The sequence below is a fragment of the Paenibacillus pasadenensis genome, from assembly GCF_023715725.1.
Taxonomy (GTDB): Bacteria; Bacillota; Bacilli; order Paenibacillales; family Paenibacillaceae; genus Paenibacillus_O; species Paenibacillus_O pasadenensis_A.
In genome coordinates this window covers 826,154-851,792 of the sequence record NZ_JAMBOT010000001.1, presented here as the reverse complement: position 1 = coordinate 851,792, position 25,639 = coordinate 826,154, and the positions used below count along the sequence as shown (strand labels likewise).

The following is a 25,639-nucleotide window of genomic DNA, read 5'->3' as shown; positions in this document are numbered from 1 at the left end:
CGTGGACGACTTGCAGATCCGCGCTTAGTAAAGTAAGGGCGTCAAACGCCCTTACGGGACAAGCAAAGCCGAAAATCGCCAAATCAAAAAAGGGATTGTCCCGAGTCACCTTGTGTGACTTTTGGGACAATCCCTTTTGAAATGTTTAGCGAACCGGCGCGGTCGTTTTTGCTGTTTGATCGGAATTGTCTTCGGATACATAGCTGTCTCTTCCGGCTTTGAGCCCGAGGCTTAACACAATGACCGATACCGCAAGCAGGACAGCCAGCACAGGAGACCAGGATTGAGCCGCATCATGCAGCGAGCCGAGCAGAACGGGACCGAGCGCAGCCAGCAGGTAGCCGATGGATTGCGCCATGCCGGATAACCGGGCCGCTTCCTGCGAGTTGCGGGTCCGGAGTCCAAAAAGCGTAAGCGCAAGAGAAATCGTTGCACCTTGGCTAAGTCCAATGAGCGCAATCCAGAGCAGCGACAGGGAATTTGGCCCCCAGATCATGCCGCAATAACCGGCGATAGCCGTCGCACCGGCTGCGATAACAAGCGGAACCTGGGAACGCATGCGACTTGCCAACAGCGGGATGAAAAATGATGTCGGCAAGCTGACAAGCTGCATAATGGACAGCATAAGTCCGCCTGACTCCGGGCTGAAGCCACGTTCATGAAACATGGAGGGAAGCCAAGCGACTGTGACGTAAAACGTCATCGACTGCAGTCCCATATAAAAGGTGATGCTCCAGGCGAGCGGCGAGCGGAACATAGCCGCGAAGGAGCCGCGCGAGCCTGAAGCGGCGGCAGGTTTGGCCCGCAGGCTATGCGGCAGCCATACCGCTAATGCGATAAAACCTAGCGCCGACCATACGAGCAGCGACCGGCTCCAGTCCCAGCCAGGCAAAGAAGCCATCGGAACCGCTACTCCGGACGCAATTGCGGCAAATACGCTCATCGTTACGGAATAAGAGCCGGTTAACAGGCCGATTTGATTCGGAAAGTCTCTTTTGATCAAGCTCGGCAGCAGAACGTTGCTTATGGCGATCGCCAAGCCAATCAGCGCAGTGCCGGTAAACAATGCCGCCGTGCCTGGTACGGCCCGGACAAACATCCCGATCAGCAGAAGAATGAGGCTGTACAAGATGGAGCGCTCGGGACCGAATCGCTCCGCGATTTTTGGGGCGAGCAGCGACATAACGGCAAAAGCCAGAAGCGGAAGAGAGGTCAGCAAGCCGGACAATTCACTGCTCAAATTGTAGACCCCGGAAATTTTATCGATCAGCGGACCAACCGAAGTAATGGCTGCACGCATATTGGCTGCAATCAGCAAAAAGCCGATCGCTACGAGCCAGATGCTCCTCTGATTTCGCGACGGATCAGGTAAAGAATTCATAACAGACAAGCCTTCTTTCTGGAAAAAAATAGAATTATTACAGAAGTGATGCAGACGCAGTTCAAGCTACTATAGCTTATTTCAACTATTAAGTAAATATTGCTGCTTTACTTCGTTACCATTTTAATAAAATAATCACTAGTAATTTGTTCTCCTTAAGTATCTCCGTTTAAGCTTCTTTTCTCCCCTGGAAAACAGCATATGATTAACTCACTGGATAATGCGGTGTTTCGCGGCAAATAATAATTCCACAATAGGCCGGGTATCGGTTGAAATTTGAGCCCAATGAGGCCGGCAAGGGGGATTTGCAATGTCCAGCAAAAGCGGCAGCAAAGCCGAATACAAAAAAATGACGATGTCCGCCAAGGAATATCAGGCTTTTGCCAAAAACCGGGAGCCGGCCAGATCGGTGCTTAGCAACTGTATCCGGGCTTTTCTCGTCGGCGGTTTCATCTGTCTGATCGGTCAGGGAGTTCAGGAGTTTTTCATGTATGCTTTCCAAATGAGTGCTGAAAAAGCGGCAAACCCGACAGTAGCTGTAATGATTTTTCTTTCAGTTATTCTTACCTGCCTGGGCGTATATGACAAAATCGCTCAATGGGCCGGCGCGGGTACAGCGGTTCCTGTTACCGGATTTGCCAACTCCATGAGCTCGGCGGCAATGGAGCATCGGAGCGAAGGTATTGTGCTTGGCATTGGCGTTAATATGTTTAAGGTTGCGGGGCCAGTTATCGTTTTTGGCGTAGTGGCTGCTTTTTTCGTCGGCATCGCTCATTTGATTCTCGGCACAGGGGGGCAATGAGATGCAAAAGGGGAAGCAAACCTGGTGGTTTGAAAACAGGCCGGTCATAATCGGAACTGCGACAGTGGTAGGCCCGGACGAAGGCGACGGCCCGCTCGCCGCTGACTTTGATCTCGTGCATCCGGAGCTCGATTTGCAGCAGAAAACATGGGAAAAGGCGGAGCGGCTGCTCATGGAGCAGGCTTCCGATATGGCTCTCAAAAACGCCGGGATCAGCGGAGACCAGCTGGAATTTTACGTCGGCGGCGATCTTCTGAACCAGATTATTAGCAACACGTTTGCGGCTCGTTCTTTAGGCGTGCCTTATCTTGGCGTATTTGGCGCATGCTCAACGTCGATGGAGTCGCTGGCTATCGCTTCCATGATTGTCAATTCCGGAAACGGCACACATGTGCTTGCCGGTACGTGCAGCCACAACTGCACCGTTGAAAAGCAGTTCCGGTACCCTACGGAATACGGCTCTCAAAAACCTCCAACGGGCCAGTTTACGATTACCGGCGCAGGCGCGGCCATTGTCGCTCCGACAGGCAGCGGACCTGTCGTGGAATGTGCCACAATCGGCCGGATCGTCGATCTGGGCATCAAGGATCCATTTAATATGGGGGCGGCCATGGCCCCGGCGGCGGTTGACACCATTCAAGCGCATCTGAACGATACGGGCCGTTCTCCCGGCGATTACGACATGATTGTAACCGGCGATCTTGCCACGGTTGGACATCGCATCGCAACCGATCTGCTGAAGCGCAACGGTGTGCCGATGGAGCAAACGGAATTTAATGATTGCGGCTTAATGATTTATGATGTAGATCGCCAAAAGGTTCAAGCCGGAGGCAGCGGCTGCGCTTGTTCCGCTGTTGTCACCTACGGGCATCTGCTTAAGCGGGTACAGAAGGGCGAGTTGAAACGGATTTTGGTCGTTGCAACGGGAGCGCTGCTGTCGCCCTTGTCTTATCAGCAGGGAGAGAGCATTCCTTGTGTCGCTCATGCGGTGTCTATTGAAAGAAACGAGGTGCAGGGATGATTTATTTTTGGGCTTTTGTCGTCGGCGGCGCGATTTGCGTGTTTGGTCAACTGCTGTTTGATGTCGTTAAGCTGACTCCTGCGCATACGATGTCGCTGCTTGTCGTCCTGGGAGCTGTAGTTGATGGGCTGGGCTGGTACGAGCCGCTGATTGATTTTGCCGGGGCAGGCGTGACGGTGCCGATTACAAGCTTCGGTAATTCGCTCGTTCACGGAGCGTTGACGGAGCTTCACGATACCGGCTGGATTGGCGTTATATCCGGCATATTCAAAGTGACCAGCGCGGGCGTAAGCGCCGCGATTATCTTCTCGTTCCTGGCGGCTCTGGTCGTTCGGCCAAAAGGCTGAATCGTTTGGAGTAGAGAAGCGTATAAAGAGAATTCCCATTTTCGGGGATTCTCTTTTTTTATTTATCTAATTTTGGGAATTTTGGTTTTTTATTCTCGAATCGCAACTACTTATCTGTCTGACTCGTCTAAACGGGATGGTGCTGCAGTTGTCGATTGATTGTTCAAGTTATGCGGTTACTGTAAAATAATAAGACCGGCGTCCTATGGAAACCGGTTGCTAAAGGTTGAATTCGGGAGGAGTTGTCGATCGTGGAATTATATGTGCCTAATATCCAGCTAAGCTCGGCGATCCGCAGTAATTTGGAATCCGTAATTCTCGGCAAGGAAAAAGAAATTGAGCTTGTTCTAATCGCCTTGCTGGCCGGAGGCCATCTGCTGCTTGAAGACGTTCCCGGTACCGGCAAAACGCAGCTTGTCAAAGCGCTTGCCCGTTCTATCGGCGGTGATTTCCGCCGCATTCAGTGCAACCCCGACCTTTTACCTACCGATATAACCGGTCTTACGATCTATCATCCCCGGGAGGAGCAGTTTATCTTCCGTGCCGGACCGATTATGTCTCATCTCGTGCTGGCCGACGAAATTAACCGCGCTACGACCAAAACGCAATCGGCGCTGCTGGAAGCGATGGAGGAAGGAAGCGTAACCGTCGACGGCGATACCTATGCTCTGCCTTCCCCGTTTATTTTAATTGCTACGCAAAATCCGATTGAGTTCGAAGGAACCTATTTGCTGCCGGAGGCGCAGATGGACCGTTTTATGATGAAGCTTTCGCTCGGTTATCCCGATGAGGCGGATGAGCGGCGGATGGTGATGATGCGCGACACCGGACATCCGTCCGATGCGCTGTCTCAGGTGGCTAGTATTGAAGATATTATTTCTCTGCAGCGCCAGGCTGAACGCATTCATGCCGATGAAGCGGTAGGAGACTACCTCGTTCGAATCGTGCGCGGCACGAGGGAGCATGAAGGCGTGCAGCTCGGGGCCAGCCCCCGGGCGGCGGTATCGCTTATGCGGGCGGCTAAAGCAAGGGCGCTCGTAGAGCAGCGGGAATACATTATACCTGACGACGTAAAACAGCTGGCGCCCCATGTGCTGGCGCATCGTTTGCTGCTGCAGCCTTCGGCAAGACTGAAAGGCGTGCGCGCGGAAACGGTCGTTCAGGAAGTTATCGAACGGATTAAAGCCCCTGTTCGTCTGGAGCGCTAAGATGAAGCGCCGAGCTGCTGGACGAATGATGTCGGATGTCCGGCGCAGGCTGTTGCTTATGGCTGTTCTGTACGTCTCCAGCCTGCTGTATATGTTGTTTCAGGGAGGCAAAACCTCCGTCATGCTTTTCTGTATTTTCAACGGTCTTATCGTTTATCTTACTCTTGGTTATTGGAGCGGGATCCGGCGTATTACAGGAACGCGCAAAATCGGAATCCATGTTCCCGGGCTGACGGCAGCGTCCGGAACCGACAGCCGGGTCATTGCGGCTGGCGCTACGCTGCAGGCTCAGCTGGAGCTCAGGCTGCCGGGATATTATCCCGTCCCGTACGTGCTCGTGCAGGAAAGGCTGGAGCGCAATGGAGCGGAATGGCTTCCGTTTGAGGCGAGCTTTGTTCCGAACCTGAAGCGGGAGGGCTCAGCGGAGTATGCAACGCCGCCGTTGCAGCGCGGAGTGTACCGGTTCCTGCCGACAATGTGCATGACGCGGGATATTTTCGGGTTTTTTGAGCACACAGGGTCGTTTCACGAACCTGGCGAATTTTCCGTGCGTCCGCAAACCATTTCGCTGCAAGGCTGGGATCGGATCCGAAAGGGAGCAAAGGGACATTTCTCGCACGCCGCTGCACCGCGTTCCTCGCGCGAAACGACGCAGATTAACGGAATACGCGAGTTTTTGCCCGGCGACCGCTTGTCCCGGGTTCACTGGGGGGCCACGGCTAAAACCGGCCAATGGAAATCCAAGGAGTTCGAAAGAGAAGCGCTCCCGCGCACCATTGTGCTGCTTGACGCTTACCGGCGCGGCGACGCTGGGGCTGAGGAGCGTTTTGAAACGGCCGTATCCGCAGCAGCCTCGCTGTTTGAGCACGGCATGAAGCGCGGCACATCGATGGGCCTGTGGTGCACATCGTCCGTGCCTCTGGCGCTAAAAGCCCGCAGCGGCGGAGATCAGCTTCACCGCGCCATCGAAATGCTGACAGAAGTAGACAGTGACGGCACGGACAAGCTTGCGCAAGCGGTCATGCGAGCAGACCCTATTCTGGAAACTGGCTCCATGGCTCTGCTCGTCACGGATGCACCTTTAGAGGAAATCCGCCAGGCGATGGGCTGGCTTTCCCGGCGCAGCCTGAATCCGGTCTGCATTCGGATCATGACCGCTGACCAGCCGTCATCGATGGATAACGATTATTTTGCCGCAGGGCCGGTCTATTCCATCCGCAATCTGGAGGAGCTGCCGGCGGCGCTCGAAGGAAGGGAGGCGGCGGTTGATGCTGGAAGTTAAACCGAGGCAGGCTGGAACGCGGCTGCAGAGCAGCATTGCACCGCCGCGACTCCCCCGGGCCGGATGGTTTGCTATTTTGTCCAGCCTGCTGACAGCAGCAATGATTTCCAGCTCCGTATCGGTGCTTGAGCAGCTCTGGTGGGAAGAAACCTATATCGTCGTGTATACGGTTATAGCAACAAGCGTTGTGCTCGATTTGCTGCCTATCCGCCGTGTGCTGAGATGGTCTCTGCAGCTGATTGCTGTAGTCTTCGTTCTGATTCAGTTCGCTCCCGTAGATTGGAGCGTGCTGCCGCGTCCAGCGGATGCCGGCGCGATGCAGACTCTGCTTGCCGGGGGACGGCTGTTAAGCCCGTTTCTGGAAATTGCTTTAGCGGTATGGCTAATTTTCGCGTTGTTCGCGGCCTGGACGAATACGCGCATGCGCATCGTCGGTTTTACCGCCGTCAATCTGCTTGTGCTGGCCGTGACGGATTCATTTACCCCTATTTATTTGTGGGACAGCGTGGCAATTGTCGTGTTTTCGGGACTGGTCTGGCTGATTGCCGAGCATTACGCCGGGTTCCAGCAGCGGCATCCGCACAGCTGGAAGCGGCTGCTTCGTTATCCGCTGCAGCTGCTGCTGCCGGTTGTGCTTGTGCTGTCGCTGGTCATGGCTACCGGGCTGGTTGCTCCGGAAATTCCGCCGGTTATTAAGGACCCGTATACCGCGTGGCAGGAGTCGCAAGGCGAGCAGGTGCAATCTTTTGTCGGCGACAAAGGCGAGCCGGCCAGCACGGGCAAACGCTCCGCCAAATCGGGATACAGCGGCGACGACAATAAGCTCGGAGGCGGCTTCAATTTTGACCATTCGCCGGTCATGGAGGTTACGTCCTCGCAGAAAAGCTACTGGCGCGGGGAGACGAAGGATTATTATACGGGCTCCGGCTGGAAAAGCAGCGAGGAGCTTGAGGATATCGTGACGGTACCTGCGGACGGCACTGATGTTGGAGATATTGCATTGAACGGAACAGTCCAGACGGTGAAAATTGAGCAGTCGTTCAAAATGCTGCGCAAGGACAAGTTTCCGGTTATATTCGGAGCGCCTGATCCGCGTTCAATTGAAATTCCGGACAACGGCCGGACTTCGTACAAAGAGGTCGAGTACGATGTGGGCACGGACAAAATGAGCCTGGATATTGGAGATAGAGCTCCGTATCCCGCCCAATACAAGATTGTATCGGAGCAGGTTGTGCTGAATGAAGCGGTTCAGCATGTTCCGGCCGGCAATGTAAACAGTGCACCGCTTGTTAACTTTGGGCAGCTTCCGGAGAACTCCCAAAGCCGTGTGGCGGAGCTGGCGCAGCAGATTACGGCGGATTCGGAGAAAGATTTTGATAAAGCATTAGCGATCCAGAATTATTTGCGCTCAAATTTCAGGTACACGAACCAGCCTGACCTTTCCAGAAAAAAGAGCAAGGACTTTGTTGATTCCTTTCTATTTGAAATTCAAGAGGGCTATTGCGATTACTTCTCCACCGCCATGGCGGTTATGGCCCGGCATATCGGCTTGCCGTCGCGCTGGGTGAAAGGTTACGCGCCGGGAAGCGGCTCGATTCCCGAAGAAGATGTTATGAGACGCGGCGCGGAAGCAATGGAGCAGCTTGGCACGACCGGCACGGAAACGTATACGGTCAAAAACTCCGACGCCCACTCTTGGGTTGAAATTTATTTTGAAGGTTACGGCTGGATTCCGTTTGAGCCTACGCCTGGGTTCACTTTCCCCTATGCAACGGGTGAAAGCACGGCCGCTCCTGAGCCAAGCGCGGAGCCAACGCCGTCCGCAGCGCCGGAGCCAGCTCAGGAAAGCGTTACGGAAGGGCAGGGCTTCTCCATGCCGGCATGGGCAGGCTGGACCGGAGCCGCGATTATCGCTGCTGCGGCTGCATGTACAGCCTTTATGCGCCGGAGACAGCTTGCAGGGTTATGGCATTCGTTCCGTACCCGTTCGCTCACTGCCGAGCAGCAGGTCGTCTGGGAAACGGAGCGTCTCATCCGTTCCGCCCGCAAGAACGGCTTGCCAAAAGAAGAGCATGAAACGTTCCGGGAGGCGGTCGTCCGCTGGTCTGGCGAACGCCGCTTCCTGAAGCAGGAATTCGCCGAGCTGTTAGGCTTTTTTGAGCGAACGAAGTACGGCGGCCGGCCGGTTACGGCGGAAGAGGCTGAGGCCTACTCCGTAAAGGTCCGCGAGCTGCGCGGTAGGTTAAAGCCTCCTCGCTGAAGCTGCACAATAGGCGGATTAATCCGGCAAAGCCTAATAATCCATGATTGGAGCCGTCCCGTTTGAAAGGGGCGGTTCTTTTTTCTGTTAACATCCAGGAATAGGAGCGGTTCCTTTTTGCGCCAATATCCTGTAATATGGTATAGTTTCGTAAGAAAGCAGGCTTTTTAGCAAGGGAGACTTAGCGATGTTCGAACGGCTAGTGCCGCACATGCGCGTGAAATCTATATATGATATCGATCTGAATCTGCTGGCGGAGAAAGGCGTCAAGGGTATTATTACCGATCTGGACAATACCCTTGTCGGCTCCAAAATCGCACTCGCGACTCCAGAGCTCATCGTTTGGCTGGACAGGCTCCGGGAGCTCGGGTTTCAGGTGGTCGTTGTATCCAACAACCACCAGACGCGGGTATCCCGCTTCGCCGAACCTCTAGCTATTCCGTTCATTCATGCGGCCCGCAAGCCGTCCACGCGCGCCTTTCGCAAGGCGCTCCAGGTGCTGGACCTTCGAGCCGAGCAGACGGTCGTTATTGGCGACCAGATGATGACCGACGTGCTGGGGGGCAAACGGATGGGGCTGTATACGATTTTGGTCGCTCCGATTGCGCCGTTAGACGAGGGATTCGGCACCCGGATCAACCGGGTGCTGGAGCGGATCGCCTTGTCCCGTCTTCGCCGGAAGGGCCTGTGGCAGGAGGAGGAAGCTAGGAAGTGAGCAATAACAACGAGATGAAGGAACAACAAAGCGCCAAAGGCTGCGGAGGCTGCGGCGCCGCGCTGCAGTCGGTTAATAAAGAGCTGCCGGGATTTGTGCCCGCATCCTCTTTAAACACGGAAGGCGCGATTTGCCAGCGGTGCTTCCGCATCCGCAACTATAACGACGCGGTTCAGGTGTCCATGGATCACGACGAGTTTCTCAGGCTGCTGGGCGGAATCGCGTCCACAGACAGCCTGGTCGTGCATATCGTGGACCTGTTTGATTTTGAGGGGAGCATGATTTCCGGCCTGCAGCGTTTTGTCGGGAACAATCCGGTGCTGCTCGTCGTCAACAAAATCGATCTGCTGCCGAAGGGCACCAACTACAACCGGATTCGCAATTGGGTGCAGCGCCAAGCCAAAGCTCAAGGTCTGCGTACCGTAGACGTAGTGCTCTGCAGCGCCAAAAAAGGCATGGGCTTTGACCGCGTTGTTGAAGCGGTAGAGATGCTGAGAGGCCGCCGCGACGTTTATGTCGTCGGCGCGACCAACGTGGGCAAGTCTACGCTAATCAACCGGCTCATCTCCGATTACAGCGATCTGGAGCGCGAGCTGACTGTATCCCGCTTCCCGGGCACAACGCTGGACGAGATTCGTATTCCGCTTGACGACGGCCATTTTATCATCGATACGCCAGGCATCGTATATACGTCCAGGCTGACGGAGCTGGTGCCGCGCGGCGTGCTTGGCGCGCTGCTGCCGGACAAGCCGATCAAGTCGCTCGTATATCAGCTGGACGCGGGACAGTCGCTGTTTTTCGGCAGTCTGGTGCGTTTTGACTACACGCATGGTTCTAATTTGAGCTTTACGCTTTATACGGCCAATGCCTTGAAGGTGCACCGCACGAAGCTGGAGCGCGCGGACGAGCTGTATGCGCAGCATAAGGGCGTAATGCTTGCTCCTCCGTCCTTGGAAGAGCTGGAAACCATTCCGGCATGGACACGCCACTCTCTGCGCATTCCGCGGGGCAGCGAATCGGATGTGTTCATTTCCGGACTTGGCTGGATTCGCGTCAACGGCACGAGCGGGGCGCAGGTTGAGGTGTACGCGCCTAAAGGCGTTAAAGTGCTTGTCCGCGAAGCGCTGATTTAAGCGATCGGCATCGAGAACATTCGGACAGGAGATACGGCTTATGGAGACGAGTCAAAAAGCAATTCCAAGGCTGGCGCTCGACAGCTCGACGACGGTATTTGGCGTAATCGGCGATCCTATCCGCCAATCCAAGTCCCCGATTATGATGAATCGGGCTTTCCGCGAGACGGGGGTAAACGGCGTTTATGCCGCTTTCCATGTGAGCCCGGAACGGCTGGGAGATTTTTGGCTCGGCGTGCGGGCGATGGGCATTCGCGGTGTCAACGTAACGATCCCGCATAAGCTGGATGTCATGAAACATCTGGACTATGTGGACGATGCGGCGCGCCTGATCGGTGCGGTTAATACTGTCGTTAACAACGGCGGCATGCTGACGGGCTACAATACGGACGGCATCGGTTATGTGCGCTCTTTGAAGGAAGAGGTTATGCCGGTGCTGAAGGGCAAACGCATTGCGGTCATTGGCGCAGGCGGCGCGGCGCGCGGCATCCTCTATGCGCTGCTTGGCGAGGAGCCCGAGCTCGTCACGGTGCTCAACCGCACGGAGGAGCGGGCGCAGGAGCTTGCGGAAGCTTTTTCCGGCTGCGGCAACGTGCAGGCGCTGTCTTCTGCAGGCGATGCGGCTGACGCCGTCATCCGCTCCGCCGATCTCGTCGTTAATACGACCTCCATCGGAATGTACCCGTATGTGGATGATATGCCGCTGGATGTATCGCTGCTGCGGCCGGATGCGGTTGCGAGCGATCTGATCTATAATCCGCTGGAAACGGCATGGCTGGCACGCGCCCGCGAGCTCGGCTGCCGTACGCACGGCGGGCTTGGCATGTTTATTTATCAAGGCGCTTACGCCTTTGAATATTGGACGGGCTTGCCCGCGCCGGTGCAGGCGATGCGGGAAACCGTGCTGCAGGCGCTGCAAGCGCCGTCTGCGACCTAACCGCCCGTCCGCAGGACGGGCTGCACAGAGAGGAATTGTGATTGACATGACATTGACCGGGAAGCAAAAGCGCCATCTGCGCGCGCTCGCTCATCACCTGACCCCGATTTTTCAAATCGGCAAAGGCGGCATGAACGAGAATCTGGTGAAACATATTGAAGAGGCGATTGAGAAGCGCGAGCTGCTCAAGGTGAACCTGCTCAACAACTGCGATGAAGACCCGCGCGAAGTGGGCGCTCAGCTGGCAGAGGGCTCAGGCTCTCATCTGGTTCAGGTTATCGGCAAAACGATTGTGCTCTACAAAGAGTCCAAGGACCATAAAACGATTGAGCTTCCTCGTTAAACATTAAGTGGAGCCCAAGTTCTTACAGCTTTTTTACCGAATTTACCGAACTTCTAATCGGTCATTGAACAAAGCGGAGCCAAAGCTCGAGCCGGTAGAAGCGTCAGCGTTCGCCTTTGATGTCGGATTTTAACCGCTATGGCGGTATAATTCAAAAAAATCCGAGATCAACAGCGATCGGAGGGCCGGGCATTTGGCGCAGCGGTTACTTTTCACCAAGCTTCTTAATTAGGAGGAGACAAGATGCGCAAAATAGGACTGATGGGCGGAACGTTCGACCCGATCCATATCGGGCATCTTGTCGCCGCAGAGCGTTCCATGGAAGCATGCGGTCTGGAGGAAGTTTGGTTTATCCCGAACGCCGGCCCTCCGCTCAAGGACAGGGCGCCTGGCGCTCCGGCCAGTGACAGGCTGCGCATGACGGAGCTTGCCGCAGGAGAGCATCCGGGATTCCGCGTGCTGGATACGGAATTGAGACGCGGCGGAATCAGCTACACGTACGATACGGTACAGGAGCTGCGGTCTCTTGAGCCGGAGGCGGAATTTCATCTGATTATCGGCACGGACCGTGTGCGCGACCTGCCGCTCTGGCATCGGATTGGCGAGCTGGCGGCGCAGATCCGTTTTATCGGAGTTGACCGGCCGGATGAGGCGGGGCGTCCAGCCGAGCCTGGTTCAATGCCTGATTTGCCGGAGGAGTTAAGAGAACGGGTCATTCGGGTTCCGATGCCGCAGCTTGACATCTCATCTACGGCAATCCGCACCCGCCTCGCGACCGGATTATCAGTCCGTTATCTCGTTCCTGATGCCGTAAGAGATTATCTGACGGAAAAGGAGCTGTACCGCCATGATGGATAAACAGGCGCTCATTGAATCGGTCCGTTCCGGCATGCCGGAACGGAGATGGCTGCATGTGCAAGGAGTGATCGACACCTCCATCGTGCTTGCTGAACGATTCGGAGCCGATTCGCGCAAGGCGGAGCTGGCTGCCATCCTGCATGATCTGGCTAAGTTTTGGCCCGTGGACCGGATGGAAGCCTACATCCGCGAGGAAGGCGTTGATCTGGCCGTGCTGGACTACGACAAAGAGCTCTGGCATGCCGCAGCAGGCGCCTGGTCGGCGGTGAAGGATTACGGAATCGATGATCCGGAGATTTTGGCAGCGGTCCGTTATCATACGTCCGGAAGGGAAGGCATGACGCTGCTTGACCGCGTTGTATGCCTGGCGGATTATATGGAGCCAAGCCGGGATTTTCCCGGCGTGGACCGGATTCGAGAGCTGGCCTTAAGCGATCTCGATGCGGCGCTGGCCGCCGGATTTGACTCTACGATCCGCTTTTTGCTGGAAAAGGGCAAACGTATTTATCCGCTTACCGTTGCGGCCCGCAACGATTTGCTTCGAAGCAATACCGCATAAATCTTACTAAACTAACATGCCCAAGGAGGCAACTGAATGGCCCTTAATCCAGAACAATTGCTGCAAGCCGTCGTAGAGGCGGCTGATGATAAAAAAGCAAACAACGTCGTCGCTCTTAACCTGAAGGATATCTCTCTCGTCGCAGACTATTTTGTCATCTGCCACGGTAATTCCGACACCCAAGTCCAGGCAATCGCCACCGAAATCCGCAAGCGCGCTCAAGAAGGCGGCGTCACAGTGCGCGGCATCGAGGGCATGGATACGGCACGCTGGGTGCTCATTGATCTTGGCGACGTCGTTATCCATGTCTTCCACCGTGACGAGCGCGACTACTACAGCCTGGAGAGGCTCTGGTCCGACGCTAAAGTTGTGGAGTTCGCATGACGACTTACGCCGGTTTGACGTTAAAGCTGAGGGTGGCGCGCGAAGTGTCGCCCTTCGGCTATTTTTTGTCTCTGGGAGACGAGGATGACACGGAGGTGCTGCTGCACTATTCCGAAACGGCCGGAGCGAAAGTAAAGGAAGGCCAGGAGGTTGAAGTGTTTGTGTTCCACGACACGGACGACCGCCTGTCGGCAACGATGAAAAAGCCGCTCATTCAGCTTGGCGAGCTGAAAAGGCTCGTCGTTGCGGACATTCATCCGCGCCTTGGCTGTTTCCTGGAAATCGGCCTTGGCCGTCAGCTGCTGCTGCCGCTCTCGGAGCTGCCGGAGCTTATTGATCTTCGTCCGCTGCCGGGTGATGAGGTGTTCGTCAAGCTGTCGCATGACAAAAGCGGACGGCTGCTCGCCAAGCTGGCCCGCGAGGAAGACCTGGCCAGTCTTGTTTTTCCGGCTCCCGCATCGTGGCGCAACGAATGGAAGGAAGGCTGGGTTAGCCGCACGCTGCAGATGGGCTCGTTTGTTGTCCTTGACGGCGGAGTTGTCGGCTTTGGCGCGTACGGCCTTATTCCGTCAACGGAGCGTCCGGAGCCGCTGCGGCTTGGACAGCGCGTCAAAGCGCGCGTGACGTATATCCGCGAGGACGGCCGGGCAAACCTGTCCATGAACCTGCGCAAAGAGGTTGGCCGTGTCGAGGATGCGGACCGGATTCTCGCTTTTATTAAGGAGCGTCCAGGCCAGGCGATGCCTTATTCCGACGAAACGCCTGCCGACATCATCAAAAACAAGTTTGGCATCAGCAAATCCGCGTTTAAACGTGCGGTTGGCAAGCTGATGCGCGAGGGAATTGTGAAACAGGACGGCAACTGGACAAGATTGATCCAGCAGCCGGCAGAGGAAGCCGTCTCAGAGGGAGACGACGCCAAGTAGCAGGCAAGGAGGGACTGCCCATGCGGGCTTACCGCCAGTTCGCCGGCGTATATGACCGGTTGATGGAAGAGATGCCGTATCCGGATTGGATCCGGTTCATGAGAGAATGCTGGGAACGCTACGGCGTGCCGGAGTCGGTCGCCGATCTGGGCTGCGGCACTGGCAGCCTGGCCATTCCGCTAGCCAAGTCGGGTTTTACTGTGTACGGAATAGACCTGTCGGCGGACATGCTGTCCATCGCCCGCAGCAAATGGGACGAGACGCCGCAGCAGGCAGTCCGTCCAAGGTCCGGCTCAGTCCGCTGGCTGCAGCAGGATATGCGGGATTGGGAGCTGCCGGGCCCGGTTGACGCGGCGATCAGCTTTTGCGACTGTTTGAATTATTTAACGGAGGAAGAGGATGTGACGGCCGCATTCCGCGCCGCTTACGGCGGCCTTAAGTCCGGCGGCGTGTTTCTGTTTGACGTACATGCGCCGCTGACGCTGCGCCGGTATGCCGAAGAGCAGCCGTTCACTCTGGATGAACGGGACGTCGGTTACATCTGGACTTCCGAGCTGGATGAGGAACGCATCGAAATCCGCCATCATCTTACGATTTTTGCTCAGGACGATTCCGATCGCGAGGGGCGTTTTGTCCGATTTGAAGAGGTCCATCATCAGCGGGCTTACGATCCTGACTGGATTGTATCCGAGCTTCGCGCCGCCGGCTTCAGCCGGGTGGACCGGTATGCCGATTTTACGCTGAAGGAGCCTACGGAGCAGTCGGAACGGCTGTTTTTTGCAGCGATCAAATAAATGAGCAGGACTGTTCTCGAAATCATCAAACGATGAATCGGGAGCGGTCTTTTTTTTCTGATTTCAATAACGGCTCAACATGATATATTTAAGCCACGATTTGTTTTATTTTGGCAAGTCAGCAGTCGCTGAATCGCCGCAAAAGGGTAATTCTATGGATGACAGGAGGATAACTGGCAAAGATGGATGATACGATGAGGCAGGAAAACACGCCTGCGGCGGACCTATCCGTGCTGCGCCTTGCGGATTTTGGTGCTGTGCCGGATTCTGGTAACGATTCCACACCAGCGCTAAGCCGGGCGATTGATGCCGCAGCACGTGTTGAAGGCCCTGTGCGGCTGGTCTGCGAGCCGGGACGTTACGAGTTTTATGAGGAGCATGCCGTCCGGAAACGCTATTGGATTACGAACACGACAAGCGAGCAGGAAAATTCGGACATTACGAAGAAGATTGGCATCCATCTACGCGGGTTGTCGAATGTGACGCTGGACGGTTGCGGAGCGTTATTTGTTTTCCATAGCAAAATGACGATGCTGGCCGTTGATCACTGCGACGGCATCACAATTCGCGATATCAGCTTCGATTACGAGCGGCCGACGGTCGCTGAGATGACGATCGAGCGTATCGGGGATGGTTTCATGGATATAAGGACACATCCATCCAGCCGTTATGAAATCGCTGCCGGACGATTAACATGGATGGGTCCGGGCTGGCGATTCCGCAGCGGGCCGATGCAGGCTTACGATCCGTCAAGAAACCGGACCTGGCGGATCGAAACCAATTGGGTGGAGGAAGCAGCTTTCGCCGAAGAGCTGGAGGCGTCTCTGGTGCGGCTGCGCTACGAGGGCAGCCCCGAGCTGGAGCTGCAGGAGGGCTGGGTGCTGCAGACGCGGGACGGCATTCGCGATCAGGTTGGCGTGTTCCTGAACCGGAGCCGTAATGTGTCGTTCGAGCGTGTCAACCTGCACTTCATGCACGGCCTTGGCGTGACGGGGCAATTCTGCGAGCACCTGAGCTTCGACGAGGTGGCAATTTCCCCTCGTCCCGGGACAGGACGGACTGCCGCAGCATTTGCAGACGGCATTCATCTTTCCGGCTGCCGGGGAATCATCCGCATTACGAACAGCAGGCTGGAGGGGCTCCATGACGATGGCATCAACGTGCACGGCACGTATTTGCAGGTCGTCGAGCAGCCTGGTTCCCGCGAGCTGCTCGTACGTTTCATGCATCCCCAGACATACGGCTTTGAAGCATTTGCTGCCGGCGACGAGCTGGAATTTGTGCAAAGCCGTTCACTGGCCGCTTGCGGCACTGGCATCGTCGAGCGGGCTGAGCTTGTAAGTCCTCGCGAAATGCTGCTTACGCTGCGTGAGGACGTGCCTGACCGCATCGAGGCAGGAATGGCCGTGGAAAATGTGACCTGGACGCCGGAGGTTACCATTGCGGGAAACATTTTTGCGCGTATCCCGACACGGGGCATTTTGACGACGACACGGCGCAGGACGCTGATCGAAAACAATGTTTTCGAGGGGACGGTAGCGAGCGCGGTTCTCGTCAGCTGCGACGCCGGGAGCTGGTACGAATCCGGCCGGGTTAACGACCTAACGATCCGTGGCAACCGCTTTGAAGCGTGCGGGGCAGCAGATCAGCCCGTTATTTTACTTTTACCCGAGATCGAGGAGGTTAATGAACAGCGGCCGGTACACAGCGGGATCGTGATCGAGAGCAATTTCTTTGAGCTGAGTGAAGGGCTGGCGCTTCACGCGCTCAGCATCGGCTCGCTCATTTTCCGGGGCAACGAGCTTCAGCTTCCTCCAAGCGTCGCTCAGAACAGAGATAGCGGCGACAGTCTCACAGAGCCGTCAATCGAAGATTTTGTTAGCTTGAAAGCTTGCGTCGATTCAATCGTAGTTAATCATAAAGCTCATGGACCTAAGTGATTTCGCCGCGTGAGCAAAAGGGCCGTTTCAACCGTCATCCTGAGATGACCTTGAGACGGCCCTAATTATGGTTGACGCGGCGGCGCCAAAGCTTAGACTTCCGTCTCCACCAATAATTTTGCGCGGTTTTCCATTACTGTATCCGCATGTTTAAGCGCCCAGTTCATCATGGAGCGCACGAGCGGCGCAAGCTCCCGTCCGAACTCGGTCAACGAATATTCCACCTTGGGAGGGACCTCGTTATAAACACGCCGCACGACAAGGCCGTCGCGCTCCAGCTCTCTCAGCTGAAGCGTCAGCATGCGCTGCGTAACCTTGGGCATCAGCCGCCGAAGCTCGTTGTAGCGTTTGGAGCCGTCCAGCAGATGGTGAATGACGATGCATTTCCATTTGCCGCCGATGACGTCCATGGTCATTTCCACCGGGCAAGTAAAACCGTGCTTTTCCAGCGCGGGGTAAGAGCAGAGTTGTTTGTCCATCCATCGTTACCTCCAATAGGTTCAAAAATGATCCTATACAACAAAAATGTGCCTACTATTAAAAATATAGTAAAACCGCTAAGATGTGAAGTATAAATTATTCCCCGAAATAAATCGGGAAAAGGAGCGAAGAATTATGACAAATCATGGAATGACAACAATAGCGTTAAACGAGCAGGAGAAACATACACGCAAGGAGCAGATTTTGGAGGCTTTCCGCTTCCGGCACGCCACAAAGGTTTTTGATGCGGACCGCAAAATTCCGGCGGAGGATTTTGACTTTATTTTGGAAACGGGCCGCCTTTCCCCTAGCTCCTTCGGTTATGAGCCTTGGAAATTTGTTGTGCTGCAAAATCCCGCCATCCGCGAGGAGCTGAAAGCCGTAACCTGGGGCGCGCAAGGCACGCTGCCGACGGCAAGCCATTTTCTGCTCATTCTGGCGAGAAGCTCGGAGCAGGTGCGTCACGGCTCCGCCTATTTGGATTATATGAATCGTGAGGTGCTGAAGCTTCCAGAGAAAGCGGAAGAGGGACGCAAAGCGATGTTCCGCGACTTCCAGGTAAGAGACTTCGGATTGATGGAGCATCCGCGCCAGCTGGAGGATTGGGCTGCTAAACAAACCTATATTGCGCTGGGCAACATGATGACGTCAGCGGCTCAAATCGGCATCGACTCCTGTCCGATCGAGGGCTTCCATAAGGAAAAGGCGGAAGCGCTGCTGCGCGAGCATGGCATTCTAGGAGACGAATTCAGCCTGTCCGTTATGGCCGCCTTCGGTTACCGCGTTCAAGAGCCACGCGAAAAAATCAGACGCTGCGCGGATGAGGTTGTAAAGTGGGTATAATCGGCTAGTTCCTTGACTTAACGGTCGAAAATGGCTATAATCGTTGTTAAATTAGCCATATTGGCGTTGAAGAGGAGCAGTAAGCCGCATGCGAGGATGTAGAGAGCCGGCACTTTGGTGCAAGCCGGACCCGCAGCGCGCCGAATCTCGCCTCGGAGCCGCAAAGTCAGCCCGGATCGGGGGAGCTTTGCCGTATCGGCCCGCGTTAAGGGTTTATGAGTGGGTGTCTCAGGCTTGCTGAAGCCAGACATCAACTAGGGTGGTACCACGGGAATTCAAACCTCTCGTCCCTAGCGATTATCGCTGGGGGCGGGAGGTTTTTTGCGTCTGCCCGTCCCCCTCACTTTGAACAGGAGGCACAAGCCATGAGTCAAGAGAAAACCGATTTTCAAAGTTATAATCACCAGCAGCTGGAGCCGAAATGGCAGCAGTTCTGGGATGAAAATAAAACGTTCCGCACGACCGAGGACGCGGACAAACCGAAATTTTACGCGTTGGATATGTTCCCGTATCCGTCGGGAGCGGGTCTGCATGTCGGCCATCCCGAAGGCTACACGGCAACGGATATCGTATCCCGCTATAAACGGATGAAGGGGTACAACGTGCTGCACCCGATGGGCTGGGACGCATTCGGCCTGCCTGCGGAGCAGCATGCTCTCGATACGGGCGAGCATCCGCGCGACATTACGGTCAAAAACATCAATAACTTCCGCCGCCAAATTAAATCGCTCGGTTTCTCCTACGATTGGGACCGGGAAATCAGCACGACGGACCCGGAATATTACAAATGGACGCAGTGGATTTTTATTCAGCTGTACAAAAAAGGCCTCGCTTACGTAGCCGAGGTTCCCGTTAACTGGTGTCCGGCGCTCGGCACGGTTCTGGCGAACGAGGAAGTGATCAACGGCCTCAGCGAGCGCGGCAACCATCCGGTCATTCGCAAGCCGATGCGCCAGTGGATTTTGAGAATTACGGAATACGCCGAGCGCCTGCTGGAAGACCTGGAGGAGCTGGACTGGTCGGAGAGCATTAAGGATATGCAGCGCAACTGGATCGGCAAATCCGTCGGCGCTGAGGTGGCGTTTGCCGTAGAAGGCACGGATGCCGAGATTCAAGTATTTACGACGCGTCCCGACACGCTGTTTGGCGCAACGTACTGCGTGCTGGCTCCCGAGCATGAGCTGGTCGACCGCATTACTTCGGCGGAGCAGCAGGCGGCAGTAAGCGAGTATCGTGAAGCGGCTGCCCGCAAAAGCGATCTGGAGCGTACTGATCTGGCCAAGGAGAAGTCCGGCGTATTCACTGGCGCGTATGCCATCAATCCGGTTAACGGAGCAAAGGTTCCGGTATGGATCGCCGATTACGTGCTTGCCGGTTACGGCACAGGCGCTATTATGGCCGTCCCTGGGCATGATCCGCGCGACTGGGAATTTGCCAAGCAGTTTGGCCTCGCGATTGTGGAAGTGGTTCAGGGCGGAGATGTGGAGAAGGAAGCTTTTGTCGGCGACGGTGCGCATGTGAACTCCGACTTCCTGAACGGCCTGTCCAACGCAGAAGCGATTGCAGCGATGATCAGCCGCCTGGAAGAGACGGGCAAAGGACGCGGCAAAACGACCTACCGTCTGCGCGACTGGCTGTTCAGCCGCCAGCGCTACTGGGGCGAGCCGATTCCGATTCTCCATCTGGAGGACGGTTCAATGAAGCCGGTGCCGGAGGATCAGCTGCCGCTGCTGCTGCCGGATGTTGATGCCATCAAACCTTCCGGCACGGGCGAATCGCCGCTGGCCAACGTCACCGAATGGGTGAACACAACCGATCCGGAAACAGGCCTGCCTGCGCGCCGCGAAACGAACACGATGCCGCAATGGGCGGGCAGCTGCTGGTACTACCTGCGCTTCATTGATCCGCGCAACGACAAGGAGCTGTGCTCGCAGGAGAAGCTGCAGCAATGGCTGCCGGTTGATCTGTACATCGGCGGAGCGGAGCATGCGGTGCTTCACCTGCTGTATGCGCGCTTCTGGCATAAGGTGCTGTACGATCTTGGCGTTGTAAACACGAAGGAGCCGTTCCAGAAGCTGGTCAACCAAGGGATGATACTGGGCACAAACAACGAAAAAATGTCCAAATCCCGCGGCAACGTCATCAATCCGGACGATATCGTGGGCGATTTCGGCGCGGACACGCTGCGTCTGTACGAAATGTTTATGGGGCCGCTGGAAGCGACCAAACCGTGGAACGCTAGCGGCGTAGAAGGAATGCACCGCTTCCTGAGCCGTATTTGGCGCTTGTTTATCGGCGAAAATGGCGAGCTGAATCCGAAAATTGCCGGCGAGGAAGGCAGCGACGCTTACAACCGCATTTGGCACCGTTCCATCAAAAAAGTATCCGACGACTTGGAAAACCTGCGCTTCAACACGGCGATCAGCCAGCTGATGATCTGGGTTAACGAAGCGTACAAAACGGAATCTTTGCCGAAGCAGTCGATGGAAAACTTCGTGCAGCTGCTGTCGCCGCTTGCGCCGCATTTGGCGGAAGAGCTGTGGGAGAAGCTGGGACACAGCGGCTCCATCAGCTATGTGCCATGGCCGGAGTTTGTGGAAGCCTGGACGGTCGATCAAGAGGTTGAGATCGTTGTGCAGGTAAACGGCAAAATTGCCGACCGCGTTTCTATTGCCGCCGATACGGAAACGGACGAAATGGAGCGCATCGCCAAGGAGCTGCCGCGTGTGCAGGAGCTTACGGCAGGCAAGACGGTCCGTAAGGTGATTGCCGTTAAAGGCAAGCTGGTCAACATCGTAGCCAACTAAAATGAAGCCGGAAATCCAATCCTGCGGGGATGGACTTCCGGCGTTTATAAGCTCTTTCTGAGGAAAGAATCCCGGAAGAGGTGAATGGACCCTGAGAGTCCGCTTGTTCGCAAGCGGTCAGGGACCGTTCACCTCTTCGCCGTATAGGTCGGCCTGCACCTTCTCCACATCCTCGCGGTATTTCTCATGCGTAGTGCGAATCAGCTTTTGGAACATGCCGTCCGTTTCCTTTTGCAGCACCTGCAGTCCCTGCTGGGTAATTCCGCCGGGAACCGATACGCGCCGGATCAGATCAGTGGGCGTCATGCCGCCCTCGGTGAGCAGCTTTCCGGTTCCGAGCAGCATAGCGCTTGTAATAGCAACAGCCTCGTCAGGATCGATGCCGGTTACTTCAACAGCGGCGTCAATCAGCTTTTGGGCAAGGAACGCCATAAAGGCTGGTCCGCAGCTGGACAGGTCGGAAACAACGCGGGTGTATTGCTCATCGATAAGCAGCGGCTCGCTGATGCGCGACAGAAGACCCTCCAGTAAACAGCAGTCCGGCACGCTCATGCGGCTGCCGAACATGCAGAGCGACACGCCGCTCAGCACGCCGTTTGTAATGCTGGGAATGACTTTGGCGATCCGGCAGGGCAGCTGGTCCTCCAGATGGCTGATCAGAATAGGGCTTGTAATGGAAACGGCGATCTGATCTTCCCGCGCATAGGGCTGAAGCTCTTTAAGCACGTTTTTGAACTCGGACGGCTTGATGCACAAAAAGAAGCAGTCGCACCGCTGAAGCAGCTCTCTGTTGCTGGATACGGCAGTGACGCCCGGATGCCGTGCGGCAAGCCGCTCCGCTTTGTGAAACGTTCTGTTGGCAACAACGATATCCGCCGCATCGATGGCGCCGGATCGGACAAAGGCGTCGACGAGCAGGCTTCCCATGCTGCCGGTACCGATAAAACCCACCTTCATGAATAAATCCCTCCTAGCGGGCTGAGGCGCTCTCTGTACCGGCTGTTTCGACAGGGCGCCCCGCATGGAAAAAGAGCTCTTGTTCCGCGCAGCGGACAGAATTCCGCTTTTTCCTCAGGCTATCCGAATTCCGCCGGAACATGCCCGGAATAACCGGAGGCATAGCCATTGCAAGAGCCTGTATCGCAAAGCGGCCAATCATAATCAGGCTTGCAAACGATAGACGGATAGCGGATTGGTACTACTGTATGCGGCTAGGCTCGGCTAACATGTCGAGTCAGCAAGCCAGATGGCGAAAAAATGAAAAAGAAGGGGATTGAAGCATGGATAAGAGACGGCAGGCGAATGGACGGCGGATTGGCAATGGGAAAATGACGGCAGCTTTGCTGGCGGCGGCAGGTTGTTTGTTCATTGTGTTTGGGTTTCAGCAGCCGCGCGATGCAGAGCCTGCCGGTTGGATCAGGCTGGATGGGGCGCTTGCGGAGGCGCTGGGGAGCGGCGTTTCTGGAGAAGGGAAAAGGCAGCCGGAAACAGACGGTGCATCGGCCAATGGTGAAACAGGGAAAGCAGGACTTCATAAGAGCGGACTCGAAGAAAAAGGAACCAGCGCTGTTACGGATGGCACTCAGCAAGCCGATGCAGTAGGAAAGGATAAAACCGGAACCTCTGGGGCAGATGCAGACGGCGGGCAGCCGGACGGAGATGAGAGTTCAGGAGCGGACGGCGATAGCTCAAACGGCGCAGCTGCGGAGGAGCAGGCAGGAAACGCGGCGGAAGGCCTTACGGTGCAAGGGGCTGCAGTCGATGAGCGAACAGGCGGCGGCAGTATAGATGGGGTTGGCGGCTCAACGAGCGGAGGTTATACGGCGGAAGGAAAACTGGACTTAAACCGGGCGACAGCGGCCCAGCTGGAGGATTTGCCTGGGATCGGCCCCGCCAAGGCAAAGGCGATAGTGGAGGACAGGGAGCGAAACGGTCTTTTTCCCAGTGTAGATGCGGTGGAGCGGGTAAAAGGCATCGGCCCCAAACTAATCGCCAAATGGAAAAATCTTGTTGTGATCTGACATGGAATGTGAGAAGATTAATGAAAATCATATCATTCTTATCGACATAGGAGGAAAAATATCATGACAGAACCACGCAAGCCTGCACCTGAAACGTTGGCCGTTCACGGAGGCCAAGAAATTGATCCGACTACCTTTTCGCGCGCGGTGCCGATTTACCAAACAACGTCCTATGGCTTTGAAAACACGGAGCATGCGGCTGATCTGTTTGGTCTGAAGCAGTTTGGCAACATCTACACGCGTATTATGAACCCGACGAGCGATGTGTTTGAAAAGCGAGTTGCCGCTATGGAAGGCGGCGCAGCAGCGCTCTCCGTCGCTTCGGGAATGTCCGCAATTTCCTTTGCGATCTTGAATATCGCTTCCGCTGGAGATGAAATCGTCAGCTCCTCCAGCCTTTACGGCGGAACCTACAATCTGTTTGCTCATACGCTGCCTAAGCTTGGCATTAAGGTGAAGTTCGTCGATTCTACCAACCCGGACAACTTCCGCGCTGCCATTACGGACAAAACAAAGGCGATTTTCGCCGAAACAATCGGCAATCCGCGCGGCGATGTGCTGGATATCGAGTCAGTGGCGGCAATTGCTCATGAGAACGGCCTGCCGCTTATCGTCGACAACACCTTCCCGAGCCCATACCTGCTTCGCCCGATCGATTTTGGCGCTGATATCGTTGTCCATTCCGCAACCAAGTTCATCGGCGGCCATGGCACATCGATCGGCGGTATTATTGTGGACGGCGGCAAGTTCGACTGGAAAGCCAGCGGCCGCTTCCCGGGTCTGACGGAGCCGGATCCAAGCTACCACGGACTCGTTTACACGGACGCGGTTGGCCCGCTCGCTTATATTATTAAAGCCCGCGTACAGCTTCTGCGCGATCTCGGGGCGGCTATCTCCCCGTTCAACTCGTTCATGCTGCTGCAAGGCTTGGAGACGCTGCATTTGCGCATGGAGCGCCATAGCTCCAACGCGCTTGCTGTTGCGCGCTGGCTGGAAACGAATGACGCCGTGGCTTCGGTCAGCTACTCCGGCCTGGAGAGCCATCCTTCCCATGAACTGGCGAAAAAGTATTTGTCGCGCGGTCAAGGCGCTATTCTTACATTCGAGATCAAAGGCGGCGTAGAGGCCGGCAAAAAAGTAATCAACGCCGTGCAGCTGTTCTCCCATCTTGCCAACGTGGGCGACTCGAAGTCGCTAATCATCCATCCGGCAAGCACGACCCATCAGCAGCTGTCCCCGGATGAGCAGCTTAGCTCCGGCGTAACGCCGGGCCTGATCCGTCTGTCGATCGGAACGGAAAATATCGGCGACATCATTTACGATCTGGAGCAGGCAATCGCCGCCAGCCAGAACGGCTAAGCAGCGAATAGGCAGGGCCAGAGGAATAGAGCCGCTGCGGTAAGGCAGGCGTGCACATTCAAAGCCTTTTTTGTGGGCTGTGAGCGAGGCTGGCAGCTGAATGCGAATCGCTGCGTTTTACGATAACTTCAGGGGGGCCGCTTTCAATCCCGTGTTGCTTTCCTTGTTCTTCCGTTATAATAGGACTAGACAAGGTTCGACATAGAAGGAGGCGGCATCATGCCTAACGCAACTCCTGCGCAGCAGGAAGCGGCCCGCAAAGACTGGGATACGTATTTTATGGACATCGCTTATATGGTTTCGACCCGTTCGCGCTGTCCGCGCCGCCATGTGGGCGCGCTGCTCGTCCAGGGCAAAAAGCTGCTGGGCACCGCCTACAACGGCGCGCCGATGGGCGTTGCCGACTGCTCCGAGGAAGGCTGCATGATCGTGGAGGAATGGGAGCAGCGCGCCGCCGAGGGCGGACCCGAAATGGTGAAAAAGCAGCGCTGCATCCGCACGATCCATGCCGAGCAGAATTTGCTTCTGTTCACGGACCGGAATGACCGCGAAGGCTCGACCGTCTACGTGACCGACCAGCCCTGCTGGACCTGCGCCAATATGCTTGCTAACAGCGGCGTCGCCGAGATCGTGTTCCACCGCGGCTATCCCAAGGACTCTGACAAGGTTGGACGTCTAATGGAGCAAAAGGGCATCGTTTTCCGCAGGCTGGATGGCTATGAACCGCCTCCTCAGGCGGGACTAGCGGTGACGGACTGAGCGATGTGCGAAGGAGCTTGAAGGCGCGATCAAGCGGAGCGCTTGAAGAGGCGGGAGGGCATCGCCTCTGTAGGCTGAAAGGCTACGAGCGCCGCCTCAGGCGAGATTTGACGGTGACGGACTGAGCGATGTGCGAAGGAGCTTAAAGGCGCGATCAAGCGGAGCGGTTGAAGGTGCCGAGGGACATGAGCTGGTCTGGCATGCCAACGTGCATTGGCGAGTCCGTAGCGTCTTACCCAAATTGTTTCAGTAAATAGAAGAATAGCCAAGAGCTTGCTATTGGCAAGGAGGAAGCACCTCCCGATTATCCCGCATGAAGCGGGATTTCGGGCGGTGCTTTTTTGTTTGCTGGCGAAAAGGAGGACTGCGGAAGAGGGGCGATAGGGGGATTCGAATTCTAACGAAACTGAGATGTGTTATTGGCACTTAAAAGCGGGTTTAGGAATTCTAGCGCAACTGAGACGCGTTATTTGGCAGTTA

General features: G+C 55.9%; 24 protein-coding genes and 1 other annotated feature. Of the genes, 21 read left to right on the top strand and 3 right to left on the bottom strand.

Going from position 1 to position 25,639, the window contains the following annotated elements:
* Positions 1–145: 145 nt before the first annotated feature.
* Positions 146–1,381: a CynX/NimT family MFS transporter gene (locus M3223_RS03870; protein ID WP_251559115.1), complete on the bottom strand. Its 1,236-nt coding sequence runs from the start codon at positions 1,379–1,381 to the stop codon at positions 146–148.
* Positions 1,382–1,691: 310 nt separating this feature from the next.
* Between M3223_RS03870 and spoVAC the strand changes: the two genes are divergently transcribed.
* From spoVAC to M3223_RS03790, 16 genes are all read left to right on the top strand, one after another.
* Positions 1,692–2,183 carry a stage V sporulation protein AC gene (gene spoVAC, locus M3223_RS03865; RefSeq protein WP_251559113.1) on the top strand — a complete coding sequence of 164 codons (492 nt, stop codon included), beginning with the start codon at positions 1,692–1,694 and terminating at the stop codon, positions 2,181–2,183.
* Position 2,184: 1 nt separating this feature from the next.
* On the top strand, positions 2,185–3,204 hold the full coding sequence (spoVAD, locus tag M3223_RS03860) for a stage V sporulation protein AD (protein ID WP_251559111.1): 1,020 nt from the start codon (positions 2,185–2,187) through the stop codon (positions 3,202–3,204).
* Positions 3,201–3,551, top strand: a complete 351-nt coding sequence (spoVAE, locus tag M3223_RS03855) for a stage V sporulation protein AE (protein ID WP_251559109.1) — start codon at positions 3,201–3,203, stop codon at positions 3,549–3,551. The genes spoVAD and spoVAE overlap by 4 nt, the downstream gene beginning before the upstream one ends.
* 251 nt (positions 3,552–3,802) lie before the next feature.
* Complete coding sequence (locus M3223_RS03850; RefSeq protein WP_251559108.1) at positions 3,803–4,759, top strand: AAA family ATPase; 957 nt, start codon at positions 3,803–3,805, stop codon at positions 4,757–4,759.
* Between the two features lies 1 nt (position 4,760).
* Complete coding sequence (locus tag M3223_RS03845; protein ID WP_251559106.1) at positions 4,761–6,041, top strand: DUF58 domain-containing protein; 1,281 nt, start codon at positions 4,761–4,763, stop codon at positions 6,039–6,041.
* On the top strand, positions 6,028–8,301 hold the full coding sequence (locus M3223_RS03840) for a transglutaminase TgpA family protein (RefSeq protein WP_251559103.1): 2,274 nt from the start codon (positions 6,028–6,030) through the stop codon (positions 8,299–8,301). Before M3223_RS03845 ends, M3223_RS03840 begins: the two co-directional genes overlap by 14 nt.
* A 187-nt stretch (positions 8,302–8,488) precedes the next feature.
* Entirely contained in the window at positions 8,489–9,016 is a 528-nt protein-coding gene (locus M3223_RS03835; RefSeq protein ID WP_251559101.1) for a YqeG family HAD IIIA-type phosphatase, read from the top strand.
* A 14-nt stretch (positions 9,017–9,030) separates the two neighbouring features.
* Entirely contained in the window at positions 9,031–10,149 is a 1,119-nt protein-coding gene (yqeH, locus tag M3223_RS03830) for a ribosome biogenesis GTPase YqeH (protein ID WP_251559823.1), read from the top strand.
* A gap of 40 nt (positions 10,150–10,189) precedes the next feature.
* Positions 10,190–11,086 (top strand): shikimate dehydrogenase, encoded by an 897-nt coding sequence (aroE, locus tag M3223_RS03825; protein WP_251559099.1) that lies wholly within the window; start codon positions 10,190–10,192, stop codon positions 11,084–11,086.
* Between the two features lie 46 nt (positions 11,087–11,132).
* Positions 11,133–11,429, top strand: coding sequence for a ribosome assembly RNA-binding protein YhbY (gene yhbY, locus M3223_RS03820; RefSeq protein WP_251559097.1), 297 nt, complete (start codon positions 11,133–11,135; stop codon positions 11,427–11,429).
* 243 nt (positions 11,430–11,672) lie between these two features.
* Positions 11,673–12,287, top strand: coding sequence for a nicotinate-nucleotide adenylyltransferase (nadD, locus tag M3223_RS03815; RefSeq protein ID WP_251559095.1), 615 nt, complete (start codon positions 11,673–11,675; stop codon positions 12,285–12,287).
* Positions 12,280–12,846, top strand: coding sequence for a bis(5'-nucleosyl)-tetraphosphatase (symmetrical) YqeK (gene yqeK, locus M3223_RS03810; protein WP_251559822.1), 567 nt, complete (start codon positions 12,280–12,282; stop codon positions 12,844–12,846). The genes nadD and yqeK overlap by 8 nt, the downstream gene beginning before the upstream one ends.
* A gap of 36 nt (positions 12,847–12,882) precedes the next feature.
* Entirely contained in the window at positions 12,883–13,230 is a 348-nt protein-coding gene (gene rsfS / locus M3223_RS03805; RefSeq protein ID WP_251559093.1) for a ribosome silencing factor, read from the top strand.
* The gene (locus M3223_RS03800; protein WP_251559091.1) at positions 13,227–14,156 is read left to right on the top strand and encodes a CvfB family protein; all 930 of its coding nucleotides are present in this window, start codon (positions 13,227–13,229) and stop codon (positions 14,154–14,156) included. Before rsfS ends, M3223_RS03800 begins: the two co-directional genes overlap by 4 nt.
* Positions 14,157–14,176: 20 nt before the next feature.
* Positions 14,177–14,950, top strand: a complete 774-nt coding sequence (locus M3223_RS03795; protein WP_251559089.1) for a class I SAM-dependent DNA methyltransferase — start codon at positions 14,177–14,179, stop codon at positions 14,948–14,950.
* Between the two features lie 182 nt (positions 14,951–15,132).
* Positions 15,133–16,890 carry a glycoside hydrolase family 55 protein gene (locus M3223_RS03790; protein ID WP_251559086.1) on the top strand — a complete coding sequence of 586 codons (1,758 nt, stop codon included), beginning with the start codon at positions 15,133–15,135 and terminating at the stop codon, positions 16,888–16,890.
* A 92-nt stretch (positions 16,891–16,982) separates the two neighbouring features.
* On the opposite strand, the gene M3223_RS03785 is transcribed toward M3223_RS03790, so the two are convergent.
* Positions 16,983–17,369: a winged helix-turn-helix transcriptional regulator gene (locus M3223_RS03785; protein ID WP_251559085.1), complete on the bottom strand. Its 387-nt coding sequence runs from the start codon at positions 17,367–17,369 to the stop codon at positions 16,983–16,985.
* Positions 17,370–17,505: 136 nt separating this feature from the next.
* On the opposite strand from M3223_RS03785, the gene M3223_RS03780 reads away from it, so the two are divergent.
* Both M3223_RS03780 and leuS read left to right on the top strand, forming a co-directional pair.
* Complete coding sequence (locus M3223_RS03780) at positions 17,506–18,213, top strand: NAD(P)H-dependent oxidoreductase (protein ID WP_251559083.1); 708 nt, start codon at positions 17,506–17,508, stop codon at positions 18,211–18,213.
* Positions 18,214–18,270: 57 nt separating this feature from the next.
* Positions 18,271–18,508: a binding site (T-box leader), on the top strand.
* Positions 18,509–18,578: 70 nt separating this feature from the next.
* Positions 18,579–21,020 (top strand): leucine--tRNA ligase, encoded by a 2,442-nt coding sequence (gene leuS / locus M3223_RS03775; protein ID WP_251559081.1) that lies wholly within the window; start codon positions 18,579–18,581, stop codon positions 21,018–21,020.
* Positions 21,021–21,137: 117 nt separating this feature from the next.
* Here the strand turns inward: leuS and comER are convergent, their stop codons facing one another.
* Positions 21,138–21,977, bottom strand: coding sequence for a late competence protein ComER (gene comER / locus M3223_RS03770; protein ID WP_251559078.1), 840 nt, complete (start codon positions 21,975–21,977; stop codon positions 21,138–21,140).
* Between the two features lie 323 nt (positions 21,978–22,300).
* Between comER and M3223_RS03765 the strand changes: the two genes are divergently transcribed.
* The 3 genes from M3223_RS03765 to M3223_RS03755 all read left to right on the top strand — a co-directional run bounded on the left by M3223_RS03765 (position 22,301) and on the right by M3223_RS03755 (position 25,159).
* Positions 22,301–23,041, top strand: coding sequence for a ComEA family DNA-binding protein (locus tag M3223_RS03765; RefSeq protein ID WP_251559076.1), 741 nt, complete (start codon positions 22,301–22,303; stop codon positions 23,039–23,041).
* Between the two features lie 63 nt (positions 23,042–23,104).
* Complete coding sequence (locus tag M3223_RS03760) at positions 23,105–24,400, top strand: homocysteine synthase (RefSeq protein WP_251559075.1); 1,296 nt, start codon at positions 23,105–23,107, stop codon at positions 24,398–24,400.
* Between the two features lie 219 nt (positions 24,401–24,619).
* Positions 24,620–25,159: a deoxycytidylate deaminase gene (locus M3223_RS03755; protein WP_251559073.1), complete on the top strand. Its 540-nt coding sequence runs from the start codon at positions 24,620–24,622 to the stop codon at positions 25,157–25,159.
* The last annotated feature ends 480 nt before the right edge of the window (positions 25,160–25,639 follow it).